Source organism: Tabrizicola oligotrophica (genome assembly GCF_011008935.1).
Classification (GTDB): domain Bacteria; phylum Pseudomonadota; class Alphaproteobacteria; order Rhodobacterales; family Rhodobacteraceae; genus Tabrizicola_A; species Tabrizicola_A oligotrophica.
The window spans coordinates 146455-162308 of record NZ_JAAIVJ010000006.1; the positions used below are offsets into that span (position 1 = coordinate 146455).

General features: G+C 65.8%; 16 protein-coding genes and 1 tRNA gene. 4 read left to right on the plus strand and 13 right to left on the minus strand.

The genetic code is table 11. The annotated features are described in order from the left end of the window. The first annotated feature begins 346 nt into the window (after positions 1 to 346). Entirely contained in the window at positions 347 to 799 is a 453-nt protein-coding gene (locus tag G4Z14_RS11715) for a hypothetical protein (RefSeq protein WP_227751685.1), read from the plus strand. A gap of 30 nt (positions 800 to 829) precedes the next feature. Here G4Z14_RS11715 and G4Z14_RS11720 read toward each other — a convergent pair whose 3' ends face one another. Both G4Z14_RS11720 and G4Z14_RS11725 read right to left on the minus strand, forming a co-directional pair. Continuing rightward, the gene (locus tag G4Z14_RS11720) at positions 830 to 2197 is read right to left on the minus strand and encodes a DEAD/DEAH box helicase (protein WP_164625914.1); all 1368 of its coding nucleotides are present in this window, start codon (positions 2195 to 2197) and stop codon (positions 830 to 832) included. 204 nt (positions 2198 to 2401) lie between these two features. Next, positions 2402 to 5155 carry a DUF2339 domain-containing protein gene (locus tag G4Z14_RS11725; RefSeq protein WP_164625916.1) on the minus strand — a complete coding sequence of 918 codons (2754 nt, stop codon included), beginning with the start codon at positions 5153 to 5155 and terminating at the stop codon, positions 2402 to 2404. 97 nt (positions 5156 to 5252) lie between these two features. Here G4Z14_RS11725 and G4Z14_RS11730 point away from each other — a divergent pair, with 97 nt between their 5' ends. Further along, positions 5253 to 5621, plus strand: a complete 369-nt coding sequence (locus tag G4Z14_RS11730) for a DUF2237 family protein (protein ID WP_164625918.1) — start codon at positions 5253 to 5255, stop codon at positions 5619 to 5621. On the opposite strand, the gene G4Z14_RS11735 is transcribed toward G4Z14_RS11730, so the two are convergent. The 9 genes from G4Z14_RS11735 to G4Z14_RS11775 all read right to left on the minus strand — a co-directional run bounded on the left by G4Z14_RS11735 (position 5606) and on the right by G4Z14_RS11775 (position 12420). Further along, positions 5606 to 6091, minus strand: a complete 486-nt coding sequence (locus G4Z14_RS11735) for a helix-turn-helix transcriptional regulator (RefSeq protein ID WP_321573030.1) — start codon at positions 6089 to 6091, stop codon at positions 5606 to 5608. The two genes, G4Z14_RS11730 and G4Z14_RS11735, sit on opposite strands and share 16 nt — an antisense overlap. A gap of 66 nt (positions 6092 to 6157) precedes the next feature. After that, positions 6158 to 6628, minus strand: a complete 471-nt coding sequence (locus G4Z14_RS18895; RefSeq protein WP_227751686.1) for a hypothetical protein — start codon at positions 6626 to 6628, stop codon at positions 6158 to 6160. Between the two features lie 88 nt (positions 6629 to 6716). Then, positions 6717 to 7394, minus strand: a complete 678-nt coding sequence (locus G4Z14_RS11745; RefSeq protein ID WP_227751687.1) for a PepSY domain-containing protein — start codon at positions 7392 to 7394, stop codon at positions 6717 to 6719. 311 nt (positions 7395 to 7705) lie between these two features. Beyond that, complete coding sequence (locus G4Z14_RS11750) at positions 7706 to 8221, minus strand: helix-turn-helix transcriptional regulator (RefSeq protein WP_227751688.1); 516 nt, start codon at positions 8219 to 8221, stop codon at positions 7706 to 7708. A gap of 46 nt (positions 8222 to 8267) precedes the next feature. Continuing rightward, complete coding sequence (locus tag G4Z14_RS11755) at positions 8268 to 8708, minus strand: hypothetical protein (protein ID WP_164625920.1); 441 nt, start codon at positions 8706 to 8708, stop codon at positions 8268 to 8270. A gap of 115 nt (positions 8709 to 8823) precedes the next feature. Continuing rightward, complete coding sequence (locus tag G4Z14_RS11760; RefSeq protein WP_164625921.1) at positions 8824 to 9483, minus strand: hypothetical protein; 660 nt, start codon at positions 9481 to 9483, stop codon at positions 8824 to 8826. Positions 9484 to 9664: 181 nt separating this feature from the next. Next, on the minus strand, positions 9665 to 10897 hold the full coding sequence (gene trpB, locus G4Z14_RS11765) for a tryptophan synthase subunit beta (protein ID WP_164625922.1): 1233 nt from the start codon (positions 10895 to 10897) through the stop codon (positions 9665 to 9667). A 126-nt stretch (positions 10898 to 11023) separates the two neighbouring features. Next, a complete protein-coding gene (locus G4Z14_RS11770; RefSeq protein ID WP_164625923.1) occupies positions 11024 to 12085 on the minus strand; it encodes a quinone-dependent dihydroorotate dehydrogenase in 1062 nt (353 codons plus the stop codon). Next, entirely contained in the window at positions 12082 to 12420 is a 339-nt protein-coding gene (locus G4Z14_RS11775) for a DUF952 domain-containing protein (RefSeq protein WP_164625924.1), read from the minus strand. Before G4Z14_RS11775 ends, G4Z14_RS11770 begins: the two co-directional genes overlap by 4 nt. A gap of 160 nt (positions 12421 to 12580) precedes the next feature. Between G4Z14_RS11775 and G4Z14_RS11780 the strand changes: the two genes are divergently transcribed. Both G4Z14_RS11780 and G4Z14_RS11785 read left to right on the plus strand, forming a co-directional pair. Next, complete coding sequence (locus tag G4Z14_RS11780; protein ID WP_164625925.1) at positions 12581 to 14098, plus strand: bifunctional metallophosphatase/5'-nucleotidase; 1518 nt, start codon at positions 12581 to 12583, stop codon at positions 14096 to 14098. Between the two features lie 74 nt (positions 14099 to 14172). After that, positions 14173 to 14246: transfer RNA gene (locus tag G4Z14_RS11785), tRNA-Gly, on the plus strand. Positions 14247 to 14251: 5 nt separating this feature from the next. Here the strand turns inward: G4Z14_RS11785 and G4Z14_RS11790 are convergent. After that, positions 14252 to 15046: a metalloprotease gene (locus G4Z14_RS11790; RefSeq protein ID WP_164625927.1), complete on the minus strand. Its 795-nt coding sequence runs from the start codon at positions 15044 to 15046 to the stop codon at positions 14252 to 14254. Between the two features lie 6 nt (positions 15047 to 15052). Next, on the minus strand, positions 15053 to 15841 hold the full coding sequence (locus G4Z14_RS11795) for an enoyl-ACP reductase FabI (RefSeq protein ID WP_164625929.1): 789 nt from the start codon (positions 15839 to 15841) through the stop codon (positions 15053 to 15055). Between the last annotated feature and the right edge of the window lie 13 nt (positions 15842 to 15854).

The window sequence follows — 15854 nt, forward strand, 5'->3', positions numbered from 1 at the left end:
CCGGGCGCAAGCGCCCGAGCGGGGCGCCGCGCCTTGGCAGGGGGCGGAAACAGGGGCAGGGGGCGCGGGGGCCATCAGCGAACCTTGACCGCCGGGACAGACCCGACAGGGAAATTCGTCACCAAGCTGACGGGCCCACCGCGCGACCGTGGAACTTTGGAACCAAGGCCACCCCTGACGGGATTGAAGCACGGCGGACCCCCACCCAAGCCAGCGCTGGGGACGCTGGCCACTCATTACTGTTCCGGGTGGACCGGAACACCTTTATCAATGACAAATACCTACCAAAGCATTAATGGGAAAACCCAGTGCGAATTCCCCGAAGTTGGGTCAGAGGTTGAAGATCATGAGTATCGCCAGCTATCTCAAGAAACATAGCGAAGCGCTGGTCAAGGATGTGGGGATCGAGGCGGCCTGCGAACTGACGGGAAAGTCGAAGGCGACGCTGGGGCGGTATTATTCCGACAATGACGAACATGGCGACCGGTTCATGCCGATCGACGTGGTGGCCGAACTGGAGGGCGCCGCGCGCTTTCCGCATGTGACGGCGGCCTTGGCCGATCTGCGCGGCATCACGCTGAGCTATGACGCGGAAAAGCGCAACGCCTCGTCCTCCGGCGTCAATCAGGACGTGGTGACGCTGGCGCAGCGCTTTGCCATGTTGATGAGCGAATACAATTCGGCGATCGGCGACGGCAAGATTTCCATCAACGAGGCAAAGCGCCTGTTGCGCGAGACGCTGGCACTGCAACAGGTTCTGCTGGACATGAAGCTGAACCTTGAGGAAGAGGCGAAATAGGGCGGGGAATTCCCCGCCCTTTCCGTTTCGTCAGGCCTGGCGCGGTTTCGGCCGTGCGCCATCGCGGCGCGGCGCCTGACCGCCGCCACCGGGCTTGCCGGCCTGCGGCCGCGCGCCTTGCAGACGGGCGCCCGGTTTGGGCGCGGGGCGGGCGTGGGCCGGTTTCGCGGCCGGCGGCTGGCTGCCCTTCTTCTGGCCGCCGGGACGCTGGCCGCGGTTCTGACCGCGGTTCTGGCCCGGTTTCGGCGCGGCGGCCACGATGTCGGCGGCCCAAGGCGCGCCGCCCAGAACCGGGATCGGCTTTTTCAACAGTTTTTCAACCGCCTTCAACTCGTCCATCTCTGCCGGAGAGCAGAAGGCCACCGCCGTGCCCTCGGCCCCGGCGCGCGCCGTGCGGCCGATGCGGTGGACATAGTTTTCCGGCACGTTCGGCATGTCGTAATTGTAGACATGGCGCACCGTCGGAATGTCGATGCCGCGCGCGGCAACATCGGTGGCCACCAGAATGTCGAGCTCACCCGATTTGAACTCGGCCAGCGTGCGCTCGCGCTGGTTCTGGCTCTTGTTGCCGTGGATCGAGCCGGCCTTGAAGCCCCAGCTTACCAAGAGCTTCATCAGCTTTTCCGAGCCGTGCTTGGTGCGGCCAAAGACCAGCGCCTGTTCGGTCGGATGCTTCTTCAGGTAGTCCTCCAGCAGCTTGGCCTTGTCGCCCATCGGGATGTAATGCACACCCTGCGCGATCTTTTCGGCCGGTTTGCCGGGGGGCGAGACCTGCACGCGCACGGGATTGCGCAGGTAGGTGTCGGCGATTTCCTCGATGTCCTTCGGCATGGTGGCCGAGAACAGGAGCGTCTGGCGGCGCTGCGGGATGTGCTTGGCGATCTTGCGCAGCGAATGGATGAACCCCATGTCCAGCATGTGATCGGCCTCGTCCAGCACCAGATAGCCGCATTTCTCAAGGCTGACGTTGCCCTGTTCCAGATGGTCGATCAGCCGGCCGGGGGTGGCGACCAGAACATCGGTGCCGCGCGACAGCGCCTGCGCCTGTTTCAAGACCGAGGCGCCACCCACGACCATCGTCACCTTGACGGCGGTGCCCTTGGTGAAGACCTCAAGGTTGTCCTTGATCTGGATGATGAGTTCGCGCGTCGGCGCAAGGATCAGGGCGCGGACGTGTTTCGGCCCCGGCGGATGGCCAAGGTCAAGGATGCGGTGCAGAAGCGGCAGGCCGAAGGCCGCGGTCTTGCCGGTGCCGGTCTGGGCCAGACCCATCAGGTCGGCCCCTTTCATGATATGCGGGATGGCCTGCGCCTGAATCGGCGTCGGCGTTTTCAGGTTGGTCTTTTCCAGCGCCTTCAGGATCGAGGGGGAAAGGCCGAGTTCGGCAAAAGTGGTCATGGATCGTCCAGTCATCAAAAGGCAACCCCCACTCGCCCCCCGCGATTGCGGTTGGCCGTGGCGGCAGGGTTACCTTGCGTGAAGGGGGAACCTGGCCCGGCACCCCCTGGTCCTCACGCGGGACGGGGTGGTAGGGCTGGGGCGCAGATGGGGGTTTTGCCGGTCTTTGTCAAGGAAAAGCGCGAGGCGGGCAGATTGCCCACCCTACGGCCGCCGTCCGACCCAGCGGTTGAGCCAGGCAAGGCCGGCCAGAGACAGGCCAAGGCCGGCAAAGCTGACAACCCGCGTCAGCCCGGTCAGGCCGGCGGCGTCGATCAGGAACACCTTGGCCACCGTCACCCCGATTACTGCCATGGCAAGACGGCGCAGACCGTCGGATCGCCGGGCGATGGCCTGATACAGAAGCCCCGCCCCCAGCAGCATCAGCGCCAGCGTGTAGGAATACAGCTCTTCCTGCGGGACAGTCGGGGCGCCCAGCCAGTCGCCCTGCCAGAACCGGCGGATCTCCAGCCCGGTGTAAAGCGCGGTGAAGGCCGCGCCAGCGACGACCAGACCCAGCCGCAGCCGCCGACCGACGCCCGGCAGCCTCCAGGCGACGGCCAGAAGCAGCCCCCCCGGCACGGCATAGGCCAGCGCCAGCGTGTCGAGGACGAGCGGCCCCTTGACCAGCGAGCCGGCATCCTCGGCGCTCCAGCTGAACAGGGGATTGCCGAGCGTGGCGGCAAGGGTCAGCCCAAGGGCCGCGAGCAGGCCGCCAAGGATCGCCAGCACAAGCCGCAGCTTTTGCAGCGGGCCGGGCAAGCGGGCACGCCAAAGCTGCATCAGGGCAAAGACCAGCCAAGACAGCGCATTCAGCGTCAGTCCCCAATGGGTCGCCATCGCCGGAGTTTGCGGGGCGTAGCTGGCGGTACTGACCGGCTCGGGCAGGGCGTCCAGCCAGCGGGTGACAAGCACGTTGGCCAGAATGGCCGCCAGCCCGGCGGCGGCGCTTTCGGCCACCGCGCGGGCCATGGGGCGCTCCATTCCGCGCTGCAGCCACAAGGCGGCAAGCATGGCGGCAATGGCGCCGCCGAAGGCCAGCAGCACCTGCACGAGTGGTGCCGCCAGCGCCCAGTCAAGTCCGGGATCGACCAGCAGGCGATAGCCCAGAACCGCCGCGCCGGCCTGCAGGAACAGGCTCATCTCGGGCAGGCGGAAGCGGCGGTCAAGCGCTGCCGCGACCACCACCAGCACCGCCAGGGCCAGGGTGAGGGCGGTTTTCGTCGTCAGGATGAACAGGGCCAGCGCAATCAGCGCCAGCGCCGACAGCGTGGCATGGGCCGTGCGGCGCATCTCGGGGGCGTCGGTCCTGGCCAGTCGCAGCGCGAAGCCCACCATCCCCGCGGCCAGCGCGATGACGTGCAGGGCCCAACCATAGGGCCCCAGCACCAGCGCCGGTTGCCACCAGATTTCCAGCGCGACTGCGGCGAGGGGCGCCGCCAGCGCGGCGGCAAGTGCAAAAGGCACGCCCCAGGGGCCGGGCCGAAGCGCGCGCCAGGCGGCGGCAAGGCTGACCAGCGCCGCCATGGCGAGCAGGATCGAGGCCACCAGCGACGGCGCCGTTTCGGGGCCGCGCAGGGCAAGGGCCTGTGCCGCATGGTCGTGCCAAAGCGCGGCCCGCGCCTGCCCGAGCGTCACGAGGCTGACCAGCAGCGTCGCGGTGGGCCAGAACGCCATGTCGGCCAGGCCCTCGGCCTTGTCGGCCCAGAGCAGGAAGGCCAGCGCCAGCGCGGTCAGCGCCGCCATGGCCAGCATGGCCGTCTCGGCAGGTCCGGTTGACAGGCACCACAGGCCGACACAGGCCGCCAGCGTCGCCCCAAGCGCCAGCCGCACCGGAAAGACCGGCCAGCCGAGTTTGCCGCGCGTCAGAAGCGCCGGCAGCGCGGCGGGCGCGGACTGCGCCGGGATGATCCGCAGCTCGGGCAAGGTCAGGCTCAGCACCACCAGCGCCACCAGCTGCACGGCCCAACCCGCATCGCTGCCCGCGTCAAGCTGTATCAGGAAGCCGCCGCCATAGCCCAGCAGCAGGGCCAGCACCGACACCCAGGCCCAGCGGCGTACCGCATCGACCCCAAGGCCAACCGCGGACAGCAGCGCGAAATAGCCATAGAGCCAGTCCAGGTTCTCGGTCGATCCGCCGACGATGAAAGGGGAGGCGAAGGCGCCGATCAGGCCCACCGCCACAAGGAGAGGCCCCGAGAACCAGCCGATCGCCACGGCAAGGGCGGCGGTGGCCAGATGCCCGGCAAAGGCCATCTGCGGTCCGATCAGCCCGTAAAGCTGCCGCGCCGCCAGAACAGCCGCGAACAGCGTGACGATCCCGGCCCCGGAAAACACCGAGGGCAACATGGCTGTCGGACCGGCGCCTTCATCGCCGTGCCGACGACGCAGCCATTCACCCGCGCCGACCAGCCCCGCGCCAAAGACCAGCGCCCCCAGCACCCGGGCGGCTGGTGGCAGCAACCCGCGCTCCACGCCGTATTGCACGAAGAAGATTCCGGCGAGCCCCAGAGAGACCGCCGAGACTGCATAGACCCAATTGTCGCGCAACCAGCGCGCCAGAGTGGCAAGACGGTCGGCGCGGACGACCAGCGGGCGGTTCTGGTCAGTCGTGGCGGCAAGCGGGGGCGGGGGTGCCAGCGGTTTGGCTGGCGCGGGCTTGGCACGCTCCCAGGGGCTTGGCGCTGGAAGCCCGCTGGCAACCCGCTCTGCGGTGGCGGGTGGAGCTTCGGGGGGCGCGACAATGCCCAAGGACTCTGGCGGTTGCACTGTCACGGGCGCGGCGGCGTCTTGCGACGCGAGCCTGGCTTCCAGATCCCTCAACTGGCTGTTCAGCCTCGCCACCCGGACGAACAACAGAACGATCGCCACCGGAACCGCGAGGACGGCCAACGCTGCCAACAGGATGATGCCGTCCATGCCCTGCACCCTTGTGCTTGCCGTTCTGGATTGGCACCTTAGGTTGGATGACAGGGCAGGGCCAGTCGGGAATTCCTGCCCCGGACCGGAGGCCAGGATGCGCGACGCTTCGATCAATGTGTTGGGGGGGGCCTTGGCGCCCTGTTCCACGGCTCCTGTGACCGGGTTTTACCGCAATGGCTGTTGCGACACCGGGCCCGAGGACCGCGGCCAGCACACGGTTTGCGCGGTGATGACGGCAGAATTCCTCGCCCTGTCGAAGTATCTCGGCAATGACCTGTCGACCCCGCGACCCGAATTCGGCTTTGCGGGGTTGAAGCCGGGCGACCGTTGGTGCCTGTGCGCCGGGCGCTTCCTGCAGGCGCATGACGAGGGCGCCGCACCGCAGGTGCATCTTGCCGCCACGCACCGCACGACGCTGGAGATCGTTCCGCTTGAAGTGCTTCGGCTTTATGCCGCCGACTGATCGGTCTCGACCGGGCGCAACGTGCCTGCGTCGCGCATCAGGTCTTCGATGAAAAGCGACAGCAGTTGCGACCGCCCGGTCACGCCGGCCTTGCGATAGATGGCGTTGGTCTGAGCCTTGACCGTGCCTTCCGAAGTGGCGCGCAGGGCCGCGATTTCCGGCGTCGCCAGACCCTTGATCGCAAAAAGCGCCACGTCCTTTTCGGCGGGTGTCAGGCTCCATTCGGCGAAACGCTCTTCCATGAGGTTCATGAAGGCGCCCGAGGCACGGCGCAGGCGTTCCTGGGCCAGATTGCGTTCCTGCAATGTGCGCCGCAGCGCCCAGATGCCAAAGCCGACACCCAGGGCAAGGCCGAAGGCTGCCGAAAGTTCAAGATATTCCCGCACCTCCCAAGGCAGCGGCGCCGACCACAGCCCGACATAGGACGAGGCGATATCGGCCACGAAGAACACGGCGGACACCACTTGCACGAACAAGATGACCAACAAGACCCATTGCCTGTGCATCACCGGATCACCTGCCGGCGAAATTCGGGGTCAGTCATCTTCTCCCCCATCTTCGCCGCCTGAGTCGCCGTCGCTGCCCGAATTGTCATCACCGCCGTCGTCGCTGTCGCTGCCGGAATTGTCGTCTCCGCCGTCGTCATCGCCGCTGTCGTCATCGCCGCTGTCGTCATCACCGTCGTCATCGTCGCTGTCGTCGTCCTCATCGTCGTCGCCAACGATCGACGGCAAGATCGCTCCCTCTGCCGAGGTCCACTGGTCGCGAAGGATCTCCCCTGTCCGGGGGTTCATGATGATTTCACGCATCCCCTTCTTGCCGTAGGCAACGATCTTGCTGCGACCAAGCAGGGTCGAGCTGACCGAGATCTGCTGATAGCCCTGTTGCTGCAACTGCTCGCGCACGTCATCGACAAAATCGGCATGCGCCGGGGAGGCCGCAAGCAAGGCTGCGGTGGCGACTGCCAGCAGGAAGGACCGGCGAAATTTTGGCTGGGCATGTGTCATATCTGACCTGCATCATCCTCAAGAAAGGCCGGCCCGGCAAGACCGGGCCGACCAGAATTCAACGTTTCGGACTCTTCCCCTTGTGGGATCAGTCGTCGTCGCCATCGTTGTCATCGCCGCCGTTGTCACCGCCGTTGTCGTCGCCGCTGTCGTCACCGTCGTTGTCGTCGCCGCTGTCATCGCCATCGTTGTCGTCGCCGCTGTCATCGCCGCCGTTGTCGTCGCCGCTGTCATCGCCATCGTTGTCGTCGCCGCTGTCGTCACCGTCGTTGTCGTCGCCGTCGTCATCGCCGCCGTCGTCATCGCCGCTGTCATCGCCGTCGCTGTCATCGTCGCCGTCGTCATCGCCGCTGTCATCGTCGCCATCGTCGTCGCCGCTGTCATCGTCGCCGTCGTCATCGCTGCTGTCGTCGTCGCCATCGTCATCGTCGCTGGCCTCGTCTTCATCTTCATCGTCGCTGTCGTCGTTGCCGACGAAATCTTCGTCGACTTCCCGGATGGAGACGCCCGGCTGGATGTCTTCGTCCTCATCCGGGGTGCCGAATTCGGTTTCAAGAACGAAGCCGGTGGTATTGTCATAAACCACTTCGACCTTGGCGCCTTCACGGACGGCCTCGATCTTGGTTTCGGTCGGGCCCTGCTTCACTTCGATGCTGGTGTAGCCCTCGGACTGGAACTGCGCGATCAGCGCGTCGGTGTCAATCGCGGCGAGCGCCGCGGTGGAGGGAAGGGCAAACATCGTGGCAATGAGGAAAATACGCTTCATCATCAGTCTCCTGTTCAAGCCATTGCTGGCGGGTTCCGCGCGTTCTGCGCCAAGTCATTGCTGTGAGGCTGTCCCGTGAAGGTCTGGGCGGACCAGCCTTCCTCGGGGCAGCGTCGACAGCCACAGGAAGCCATCCCGCTGATCAGGAGGAAATCGGCGCTGAGTTTAAACAGGGGGGCTTAGACCCCCGGGAAGACGCGCATAACCCTGAGTTTAGGACCATGGTCGGAAAATTTCGCCCTTCTGGTCGGAACCCTGGCAGCAATGTGGCGGCCTTGAGGCAGCGGTTGCCGGGCTTCCGGGTCTGCCCGTCAGGCAGATGATTCGATCTCGGCCGGATTGCTGCGGTCGGTGCCCATCAGGTCCTCGATGAAGAGCGAGAGGAGCTGCGGACGGCCCGTGACATTGGCCTTGCGATAGATCGCCGCGGTTTGCGCCTTGATGGTGCCTTCGGAGGTTTCGCGCAGCCGGGCCATTTCCTGCACCGACAGCCCCTTGATCGCAAAAAGCGCGACATCGCGTTCAGCTGCCGTAAGCCCCCATTGGTCAAACCGGGCGTTCAGCAGATCGACGAAGGCTGCCGAAGCGCGCTCCAGCCGGGCTTCGGCCCGCTTCAGGTCGCGCACCGCGCGCAGGACCAGCAGCGTGCCGAGGACGAGCCCCAGCAACAGGCCAAGCCCCGCCCCGATTTCCAGCAATTCGCGCATGCCCCAAGACAGCGGCGCCGGGTAGATGCCGAAGGCCGAAAGCAGGATGTCGCCCATGAACACCAGCGCACAGGCGGCCTGAAGCACCAAGAGCAGGGCGAATGCGGCAAGTCTCGTCAATTGGCCGCCGTCCCGTACCCATTGTCGCGGCCCAAAGACGCCCGCGTCACGGAGAACTGCCCGCACCGACTACGGCGCCATCGAGCGCCCGGCCCGTGCCGAGCGTGTCGGTCAGGCTCAGGCCGGGGGCGGCATCCGCGCTGCCGGTCACGCCAATGGCGCCGCCGGACGCGGCGATCCCGGTCGTACCGGAATTGCCGGTGCCGGCAAACCGGCTGTCGTCGGACATGACCTTGCGCACCGAGTAGTCCCGCAAGATCTCGCCCGTGCCGGGAATGAACACCACCTCGCGCAGCGTGCCATCCTTCTCGGCCAGAATGCGCTGGCGTCCCAGCCAGGTGCGTTCGTCCTCAAGGATCGTGTAACCCCGCGACAACAGCGTACTCAGGATCTCATCGGTCGGGGTCAGCGTCGCGTCGCTTTGCGCCAGAGCAGGCCCGGCCAGCGCCAGCAGCAGCGCAAGGGTCGGAGCATGGGGACGTTTCATCTGGGTTCTCCGGCGTGCAAGGGGCAAAGTGGCCTTGCAGGCACAAGGGGTCAAGCCGCAAAAGGCCCGGCGTCGGCAGGAAACCCCGGCCCGGTCGTCCGGGCCGGGGCTGTTGTCAGTTCGTCAGCTGGCGCTTCGTCCAGTAGGTTCCGCCGTCGCGGCCGACCTCAGGGTCGCCCGCGCTGCCTGCCACCTCGCCGCGCTGGTTCGGCTCGGTGCCGCGCACCGGCCCGGCGGTATAGGTGACCTCGACATCGGCCACATGCTCCAGGGGCTCGCCGGTCATTTCGATCGGGTCAATGGAGATTTCCGGAACGCCGCTGCACTCCGCGCATTCGGGATCGGTGACTTCGCCGTCCGGGTCGTCTTCGAAACCCTCTTCGACAGTGCCGTCCCCATCTTCATAGGTGCCATCTTCATAGGTGCCATCCTCGGCAGGGTCGTCGCTTTCGTCGCCGTCCCAGTACTCCTCGCCGTCGGAACCCTCGTCGACGTAATCGCCTTCGTCGCCGTCGGTATAATCCTCTTCACCGCCATCCACATAGCCGCCGTCGTCCGGCTCTGCCCCCGTTTCGTCGGCTTCGCTGTCAATCGGATCGACCGGGTCGATGGAAACCTCGGGCTCGCCTGCTTCGACATCAATCGAAACCGGGTCCGGTTCGCCCACAGGTTCGGTGAAGCCCCCGGCGCTCGCGGCCGTGGACAACAGCAGACCTGCGAGAACCGAAACCCCGGCCTGCCGGAGCAGACGCCTTACCAGAAAATCACTTGCCACGATCAGATCTCCTACTCGTGCTTGTCCAAACGTCAGATGCGGACGAAACGATTCGCCCGGAGCTTCACGAGGCCCGAGACAGGAGCATGCTACCATTCGCAAAAGGTTTGCGCTGGCAGTTTGTGGAGCGGATGGGCGCGCATAAACAAAGGTTTATGCGCAAAATCAAGGGCTTGTGACGTCAGACCTTCATCGTCACGCCGAGATGTTTGGCGACGGTGAAGATGTCCTTGTCGCCGCGCCCGCACATGTTCATCACGATGATGTGGTCTTTCGGCAGGGTGGGGGCGATCTTCATCACATGGGCGAGCGCATGGCTCGGCTCCAGCGCCGGGATGATGCCTTCCAGCTGGCAGCAAAGCTGGAACGCTTCCAGCGCCTCGGCATCGGTGATCGAGACGTATTTCGCCCGGCCCACATCATGCAACCAGGAATGTTCCGGCCCGATGCCGGGATAGTCGAGGCCGGCCGAGATCGAGAAGCCCTCCAGAATCTGGCCATCGGGATCTTGCAGCAGGTAGGTGCGGTTGCCATGCAGCACGCCCGGCCGGCCGCCGGTGAGCGAGGCGCAATGCTGCATCCGGTCATCCACACCCTTGCCGCCGGCCTCGACCCCGATGATGTTGACCGAAGGGTCATTGAGGAAGGGATAGAACAGCCCCATGGCGTTCGAGCCGCCACCAATGGCAGCCACCAGAGTGTCGGGCAGACGGCCTTCGCCCTCCTGCTCGGCCAGTTGCCAGCGCACCTCCTTGCCGATGATCGACTGGAAATCGCGCACCATGGCCGGATAGGGGTGCGGGCCAGCCACCGTGCCGATGCAATAGAAGGTGTCGCGCACGTTGGTCACCCAGTCGCGCAGCGCGTCGTTCATCGCGTCCTTCAGCGTGCCGCGGCCGGAAGTCACCGGAATGACCTCGGCGCCCAAGAGCTTCATGCGGAATACGTTCGGGGCCTGCCGTTCGACATCATGCGCGCCCATGTAGACCACGCATTTCAGCCCGAACTTGGCGCAGACCGTTGCGGTCGCCACCCCGTGCTGGCCGGCGCCGGTTTCGGCGATGATCCGGGTCTTGCCCATGCGACGGGCCAGGATGATCTGGCCAAGGACGTTGTTCACCTTGTGCGCGCCGGTATGGTTCAGCTCGTCGCGCTTCATGTAGACCTTGGCGCCGCCCAGATGCGCCGTCAGGCGCGGGGCGAAATACAAGGGCGAGGGCCGGCCGACGTAATGCTTCCACAGATCGTCCATCTCGGCCCAGAAGGTCGGGTCGGTCTTGGCGTGGTTGTACCGTTCTTCCAGATCGAGGATCAGCGGCATCAGGGTTTCCGACACGAAGCGCCCGCCGAAAATGCCAAAGCGGCCCGCCTCATCCGGCCCCGTCATGAAGCTGTTCAAACCGTCCTCGGCCATGGCTGATCTCCCCTGATTGGTTTTGCCGATGTAGCGCCCTTCGCCCGCCGGGGAAAGGGGGGCGTCTGCCCCCCTCGGCCTGCGGCCTCACCCCCGGAGGATATTTCGGCCACATTGAAGGCCGGATCAGAGCCAGACGCCGCGGTTGGTCCCGGTCGCCGCGGCGATGGTGGCATGGCCATCGCGCGCCAGAAGCGCCTCCAGCCCGCGCGCCACTTCGGCGACGAGCGACAGGCCCTGATAGACGAGCGCGGTGTAAAGCTGCACGGCAGAGGCGCCGGCGCGGATCTTGGCATAGGCCTCATCGGCATTGGAAATGCCGCCGACGCCGATCAGCGGCAGCCGGCCCTCGGTCAGTCTGGATAGCTGCGCCAGAACGCGGGTGGACTTTTCGAACAGGGGCGCGCCGGAAAGCCCGCCAGTTTCGCCCGCATGTGCAGATTTCAGACCTTCGCGCGAGAGCGTGGTGTTGGTGGCGATCACGGCATCGACGCCCGAGGCCAGGGCGACCTCGGCCAGCTGCGCCAGTTCGTCGGAGTTCAGGTCGGGGGCGATCTTCAGGAACACCGGGATGCGGCGGGCGAGGCCCTCGCGAGTTTCCATCACACCGGCCAGCAGCGCCGAAAGCGCGGCGGCGCCCTGCAGGTCGCGCAGCTTCTCGGTGTTCGGCGACGAGACGTTCACGGTGGCGAAATCGACATGCGGGCCACAGGTGGCCAGCACGCGGGCGAAATCGGCGGCGCGGTCGGCGCTGGTCTTGTTGGCGCCAAGGTTCAGGCCCACCGGCACCGCGCCGCGCGGATGGGCGGCAAGGCGGGCGGCGATGGCATCGGCCCCCGCGTTGTTGAAGCCGAAGCGGTTGATCGCCGCGCGGTCCTCGGTCAGGCGAAAGAGCCGCGGCTTGGGGTTGCCGGGTTGCGGCAAGGGGGTGGCCGCGCCGACCTCGACAAAACCGAAGCCCGCGCGCACCAGCGCCGCAAGCGCGCTGGCGTTCTTGTCATAGCCCGCGGCCAGACCGACCGGGTTCGGCAGCGACAGTCCGGCCAGCGTGGTCGCCAGCCGGAGCGAGGTGACCGGGCCGGGCAAGGGCGCGAGGCCCGACCGCAGCGCCAGAAGCGACAGGCCATGGGCGCGTTCGGGATCGACGCGGTGCAGAAGGGCGAGGCCCAGAGTTTCGATCGGGGTCAAATCACGCCCTCGGGAAAGATGTGGCCGGCCGCCCCAAGCGGCAGGGACTTGTCCCAGACCACTTCGGACAGCGCGAGCTTGCGGTAGAGATGCGGAAACAGTGCGCCGCCGCGCGAGGGCTCCCATTTCAGGGCGTCGCCCAGGCGGTCGGCATCGAACGCCACCAGCACCAGATCGCTTTCGCTGGCAAACCATTTGGCGGCGGTTTCCGCCACCTGCGTCGCGGTGGAGAAATGCACGAAGCCATCGGCCAGATCGACCGGCGCACCGGCGGTTTCGCCGGCGGCGCGGAAGGCATCCCATTCGGGGCGGCGGAGGATCTTGTAGATCAGCATCGGCCTTCCATGCCGAAAGCGGCCCCTTTGGTCAAGCTTGGCTGTCATCCGCCTGTCGTGTTCCGGGCTTTATCAGAAGGTCAAATGCGGCTTTGACAGACTCGGGGGACGGGTCGCAAAGTACCGGCATTGTAACAGCCACAACCTTCGGGAGTTCGCCATGTCCATTTCTTTCAGACCCCTGCGGCCGATCCTTGGGGCCACCAGCCTTGTCGCGCTGACCGCGCTGCCTGCCATGGCCGAGACGGTGAAGCTGACGCTGCTGGGCGTGGGCGATGTCTACAGCTATGCCGAGGAAGACGGGCGCGGTGGCTTTCCGCGGCTGAATGCAGTGGCCAGGGCCGAGCGCGCGGCCAACCCCAACACGCTTTACCTGTTCAACGGCGACATGCTGTCACCCTCGCTGATTTCCGGCTTCGACATGGGGCAGAACACCATTGATTTCACCAATCTGGTGCCCTTCGACCTTGCCGTGCCGGGCAATCACGAATTCGACTTCGGCCCCGAGAACTTTGCCGACAAGATGAAGGCGTCGAAATACCCCTGGGCGGCGATCAACATCACCAAGGCCGATGGGTCTGCCATCGAGGGCCTTGGCGGGGTGACGGTGAAAGAGGTGGGCGGGCTGAAGGTGGCGCTTGTGCCGGTGGCACAGGATACCTCGCCCGAAGTGTCCTCGACGGGCGATCTGAAATTCCTGCCGACGGTCGATACGGCGGTCGAGGCGGCGAAGGCGGCGCGCGAGGGCGGGGCCGATATCGTGGTGGGTGTCGTGCAGACCAATATGGAAAACGACCGGGCGCTGATGAAAAGCCATGCCTTCGACGTGATCCTGTCGGGCGACGATCACACCTATGCCACGGCCTATGATGGCGTCACGGCCTATGTCGAGACCAGCGTCGATGCCCAGCTGCTGACGCCGATCGACCTGACGGTCGAGATCGGCGACAAGGACGGCAAGCGCACGATCAAATGGACGCCGGCGTTTCGTTTTATCGACACCGCAACCGTGACGCCCGACCCGGAATCCCAGACGCTCGCCGACACCTTCACCGCCGACATGGATGCCAAGCTCAACGTCGAGATCGGCACCTCCGAGACCGCCATCGACAGCCGGCGCAACGTGGTGCGCGCCGAGGAGGCGACCATGGGCAACTTGATTGCCGATGCGATGCGCGCGGCGACCGGGGCCGACATTGCGCTCATGAACGGCGGCGGCATTCGCGGCGACCGGACCTATGATGCGGGCGCCAGGCTGACGCGGCGCGACATCCTGACGGAACTGCCCTTTGGCAATGTGACGGTGGTGACCGAATTGCCGGGCTCGCAGGTGCTGGCGGCGCTGGAAAACGCGGTGAGCCAGGTGGAAAAGGGCGCCGGCCGTTTCGCGCAGGTCTCGGGCCTGAGCTTTGCCTTTGACGCGGCGGCCGAGCCCGGCAGCCGGGTGTCAGAGGTCATGGTGGGCGATGCACCGCTAGATGCGGGCAAGACCTATACGGTTGCGGTCAACGACTACATTCTGGGCGGCGGCGACGGTTATTCCAGCCTTGGCGGTGGCAAGATCATCACCGGCACGGGGGGCGGACAGCTCGTGGCCAATGACGTGATGGCCTATGTCGAGAAGCTGGGCACGGTGAAGCCGGCGGTCGAAGGCCGGATCCGCAAGCTGGGCCAGTAACGGCCAAAGCGGGGGCGGGTTTTTGCCTGCTCCCGCTTGAGCCTGCCCGCCGGCGGTGTTATCTACCCCCCAGCGCGGGTGTTGTGTAATGGTAAGACCCTAGCCTTCCAAGCTAGAGACACGGGTTCGATTCCCGTCACCCGCTCCACTCTCTCAGAAGAACCCCAGCAGCAGCGGATGCCCGCCGGCAAAGAACGCCGCGGCAGTGGCCAGATAGGCGGCAAGCGCCAGAAGGCTGCGCTTTCTGGACAAGGGGCGCTGCGCGCGCAGCAGGGTTTCCGATTGGGCCAGCCCCGGCCAGCCCATCAGAACGAAGAACAAGAGAAACCAGGACCGGGTCGCAAGGCAAAGTGCCGCGGCGAGCACCGTCATGGCGATGGAAACCTGCCGTGTTACGTCGGGGGCAAAGCTGTAGGCCAGCCGTTGCGTCAGCTTGCCGCCGTCCAGCGGCCAGAGCGGCAAGAGGTTGAAGAAGTTCAGCGCCGCAAGGACCAAAGCCTGAACGTAGAGAAAGCCGCCGATCTGGAACACCGCCAGGCTTTGCGAGGCCATCAGCATTTCGGCCAGCGCAAGGCACAGCACCATCGGGCCAAGGTTGATCGCCGGCCCCATCAGGGTGATGAAGACTGCCTTCTCGGCGCTGGCGGGGGCGGTGTTTGAAATCGTTACACCGCCCATCAGCGGGATCAGCCGGAACCGGGCATCGGCGTGGCCGCAGACCCGGAAGGCCGCGACATGGCCGAATTCGTGAACCGCCACGGCGATGACAAAGGCGATGCCGTAGGGCAGGCCCCAGAAATACACCGCCGCGCCAACTGCCACGGCAGCCATTGCAACCGTGTTGAGATCAAGCCCCGCGATCTGCAGACCCGAGCGCCCGCGCCAGCCACCCTGCAGGGTCTTCCAGGTGGCAAGACAGAGACCCAGCGCGGCAAGCAGCGACAGCATGTCGGGTTACAGATTCTCCTGCTGCGGCATGCCGAGGACGTGGAAGCCGCAGTCGACATGCACCACCTCTCCGGTGGTGCAGGCGCCATAGTCGCTGCAGAGCCAGACCGCGGTGCCGCCAATCGCCTCCAACGAGGCGTTCTGGCGCATCGGTGCGTTGGCTTCGGTGTGGCGGAAGGTGGCGCGGGCGCCACCGATGGCCGCGCCGGCAAGGGTTTTCATCGGGCCGGGCGAGATGGCGTTCACCCGCACCTGTTGCGGGCCAAGATCATTGGCCAGATAGCGCGTGGCGCTTTCCAGCGCCGCCTTCGCGACCCCCATGACGTTGTAATTCGGCGTCACCCGGTTCGAGCCGCCATAGGTCAGGGTAATCAGGCTGCCGCCGTCCGGCATCAGCTCTGCCGCGCGGCGGCTGACGTCGATGAAGGAAAAGCAGGAAATCGCCAGCGAGTTGCTGAAATTGCCGCGGCTGGTGTTGATGAACCGGCCGGTCAGCTCGTTCTTGTCGGAATAGGCGATGGCATGGATCAGGAAATCCATCTTGCCCCAGCGCGATTTCAGCGCGCCGAAACAGGCCTCGAGGCTGTCATCGTTGGTCACGTCGACATCGACCAGAAAGTCGCTGCCGACGCTGGCGGCCAGCGGTTCCACCCGCTTGCCGAAGGCCTCGCCCTGATAGGAGAACGCCAGTTCCGCGCCTTCGTCGGCCAAGGCCCTGGCAATGCCCCAGGCGATGGAACGCTCATTCGCCACGCCCATGACAAGCCCGCGCTTGCCCTTCATCAGATCGGCCATAATATTCTCCGCA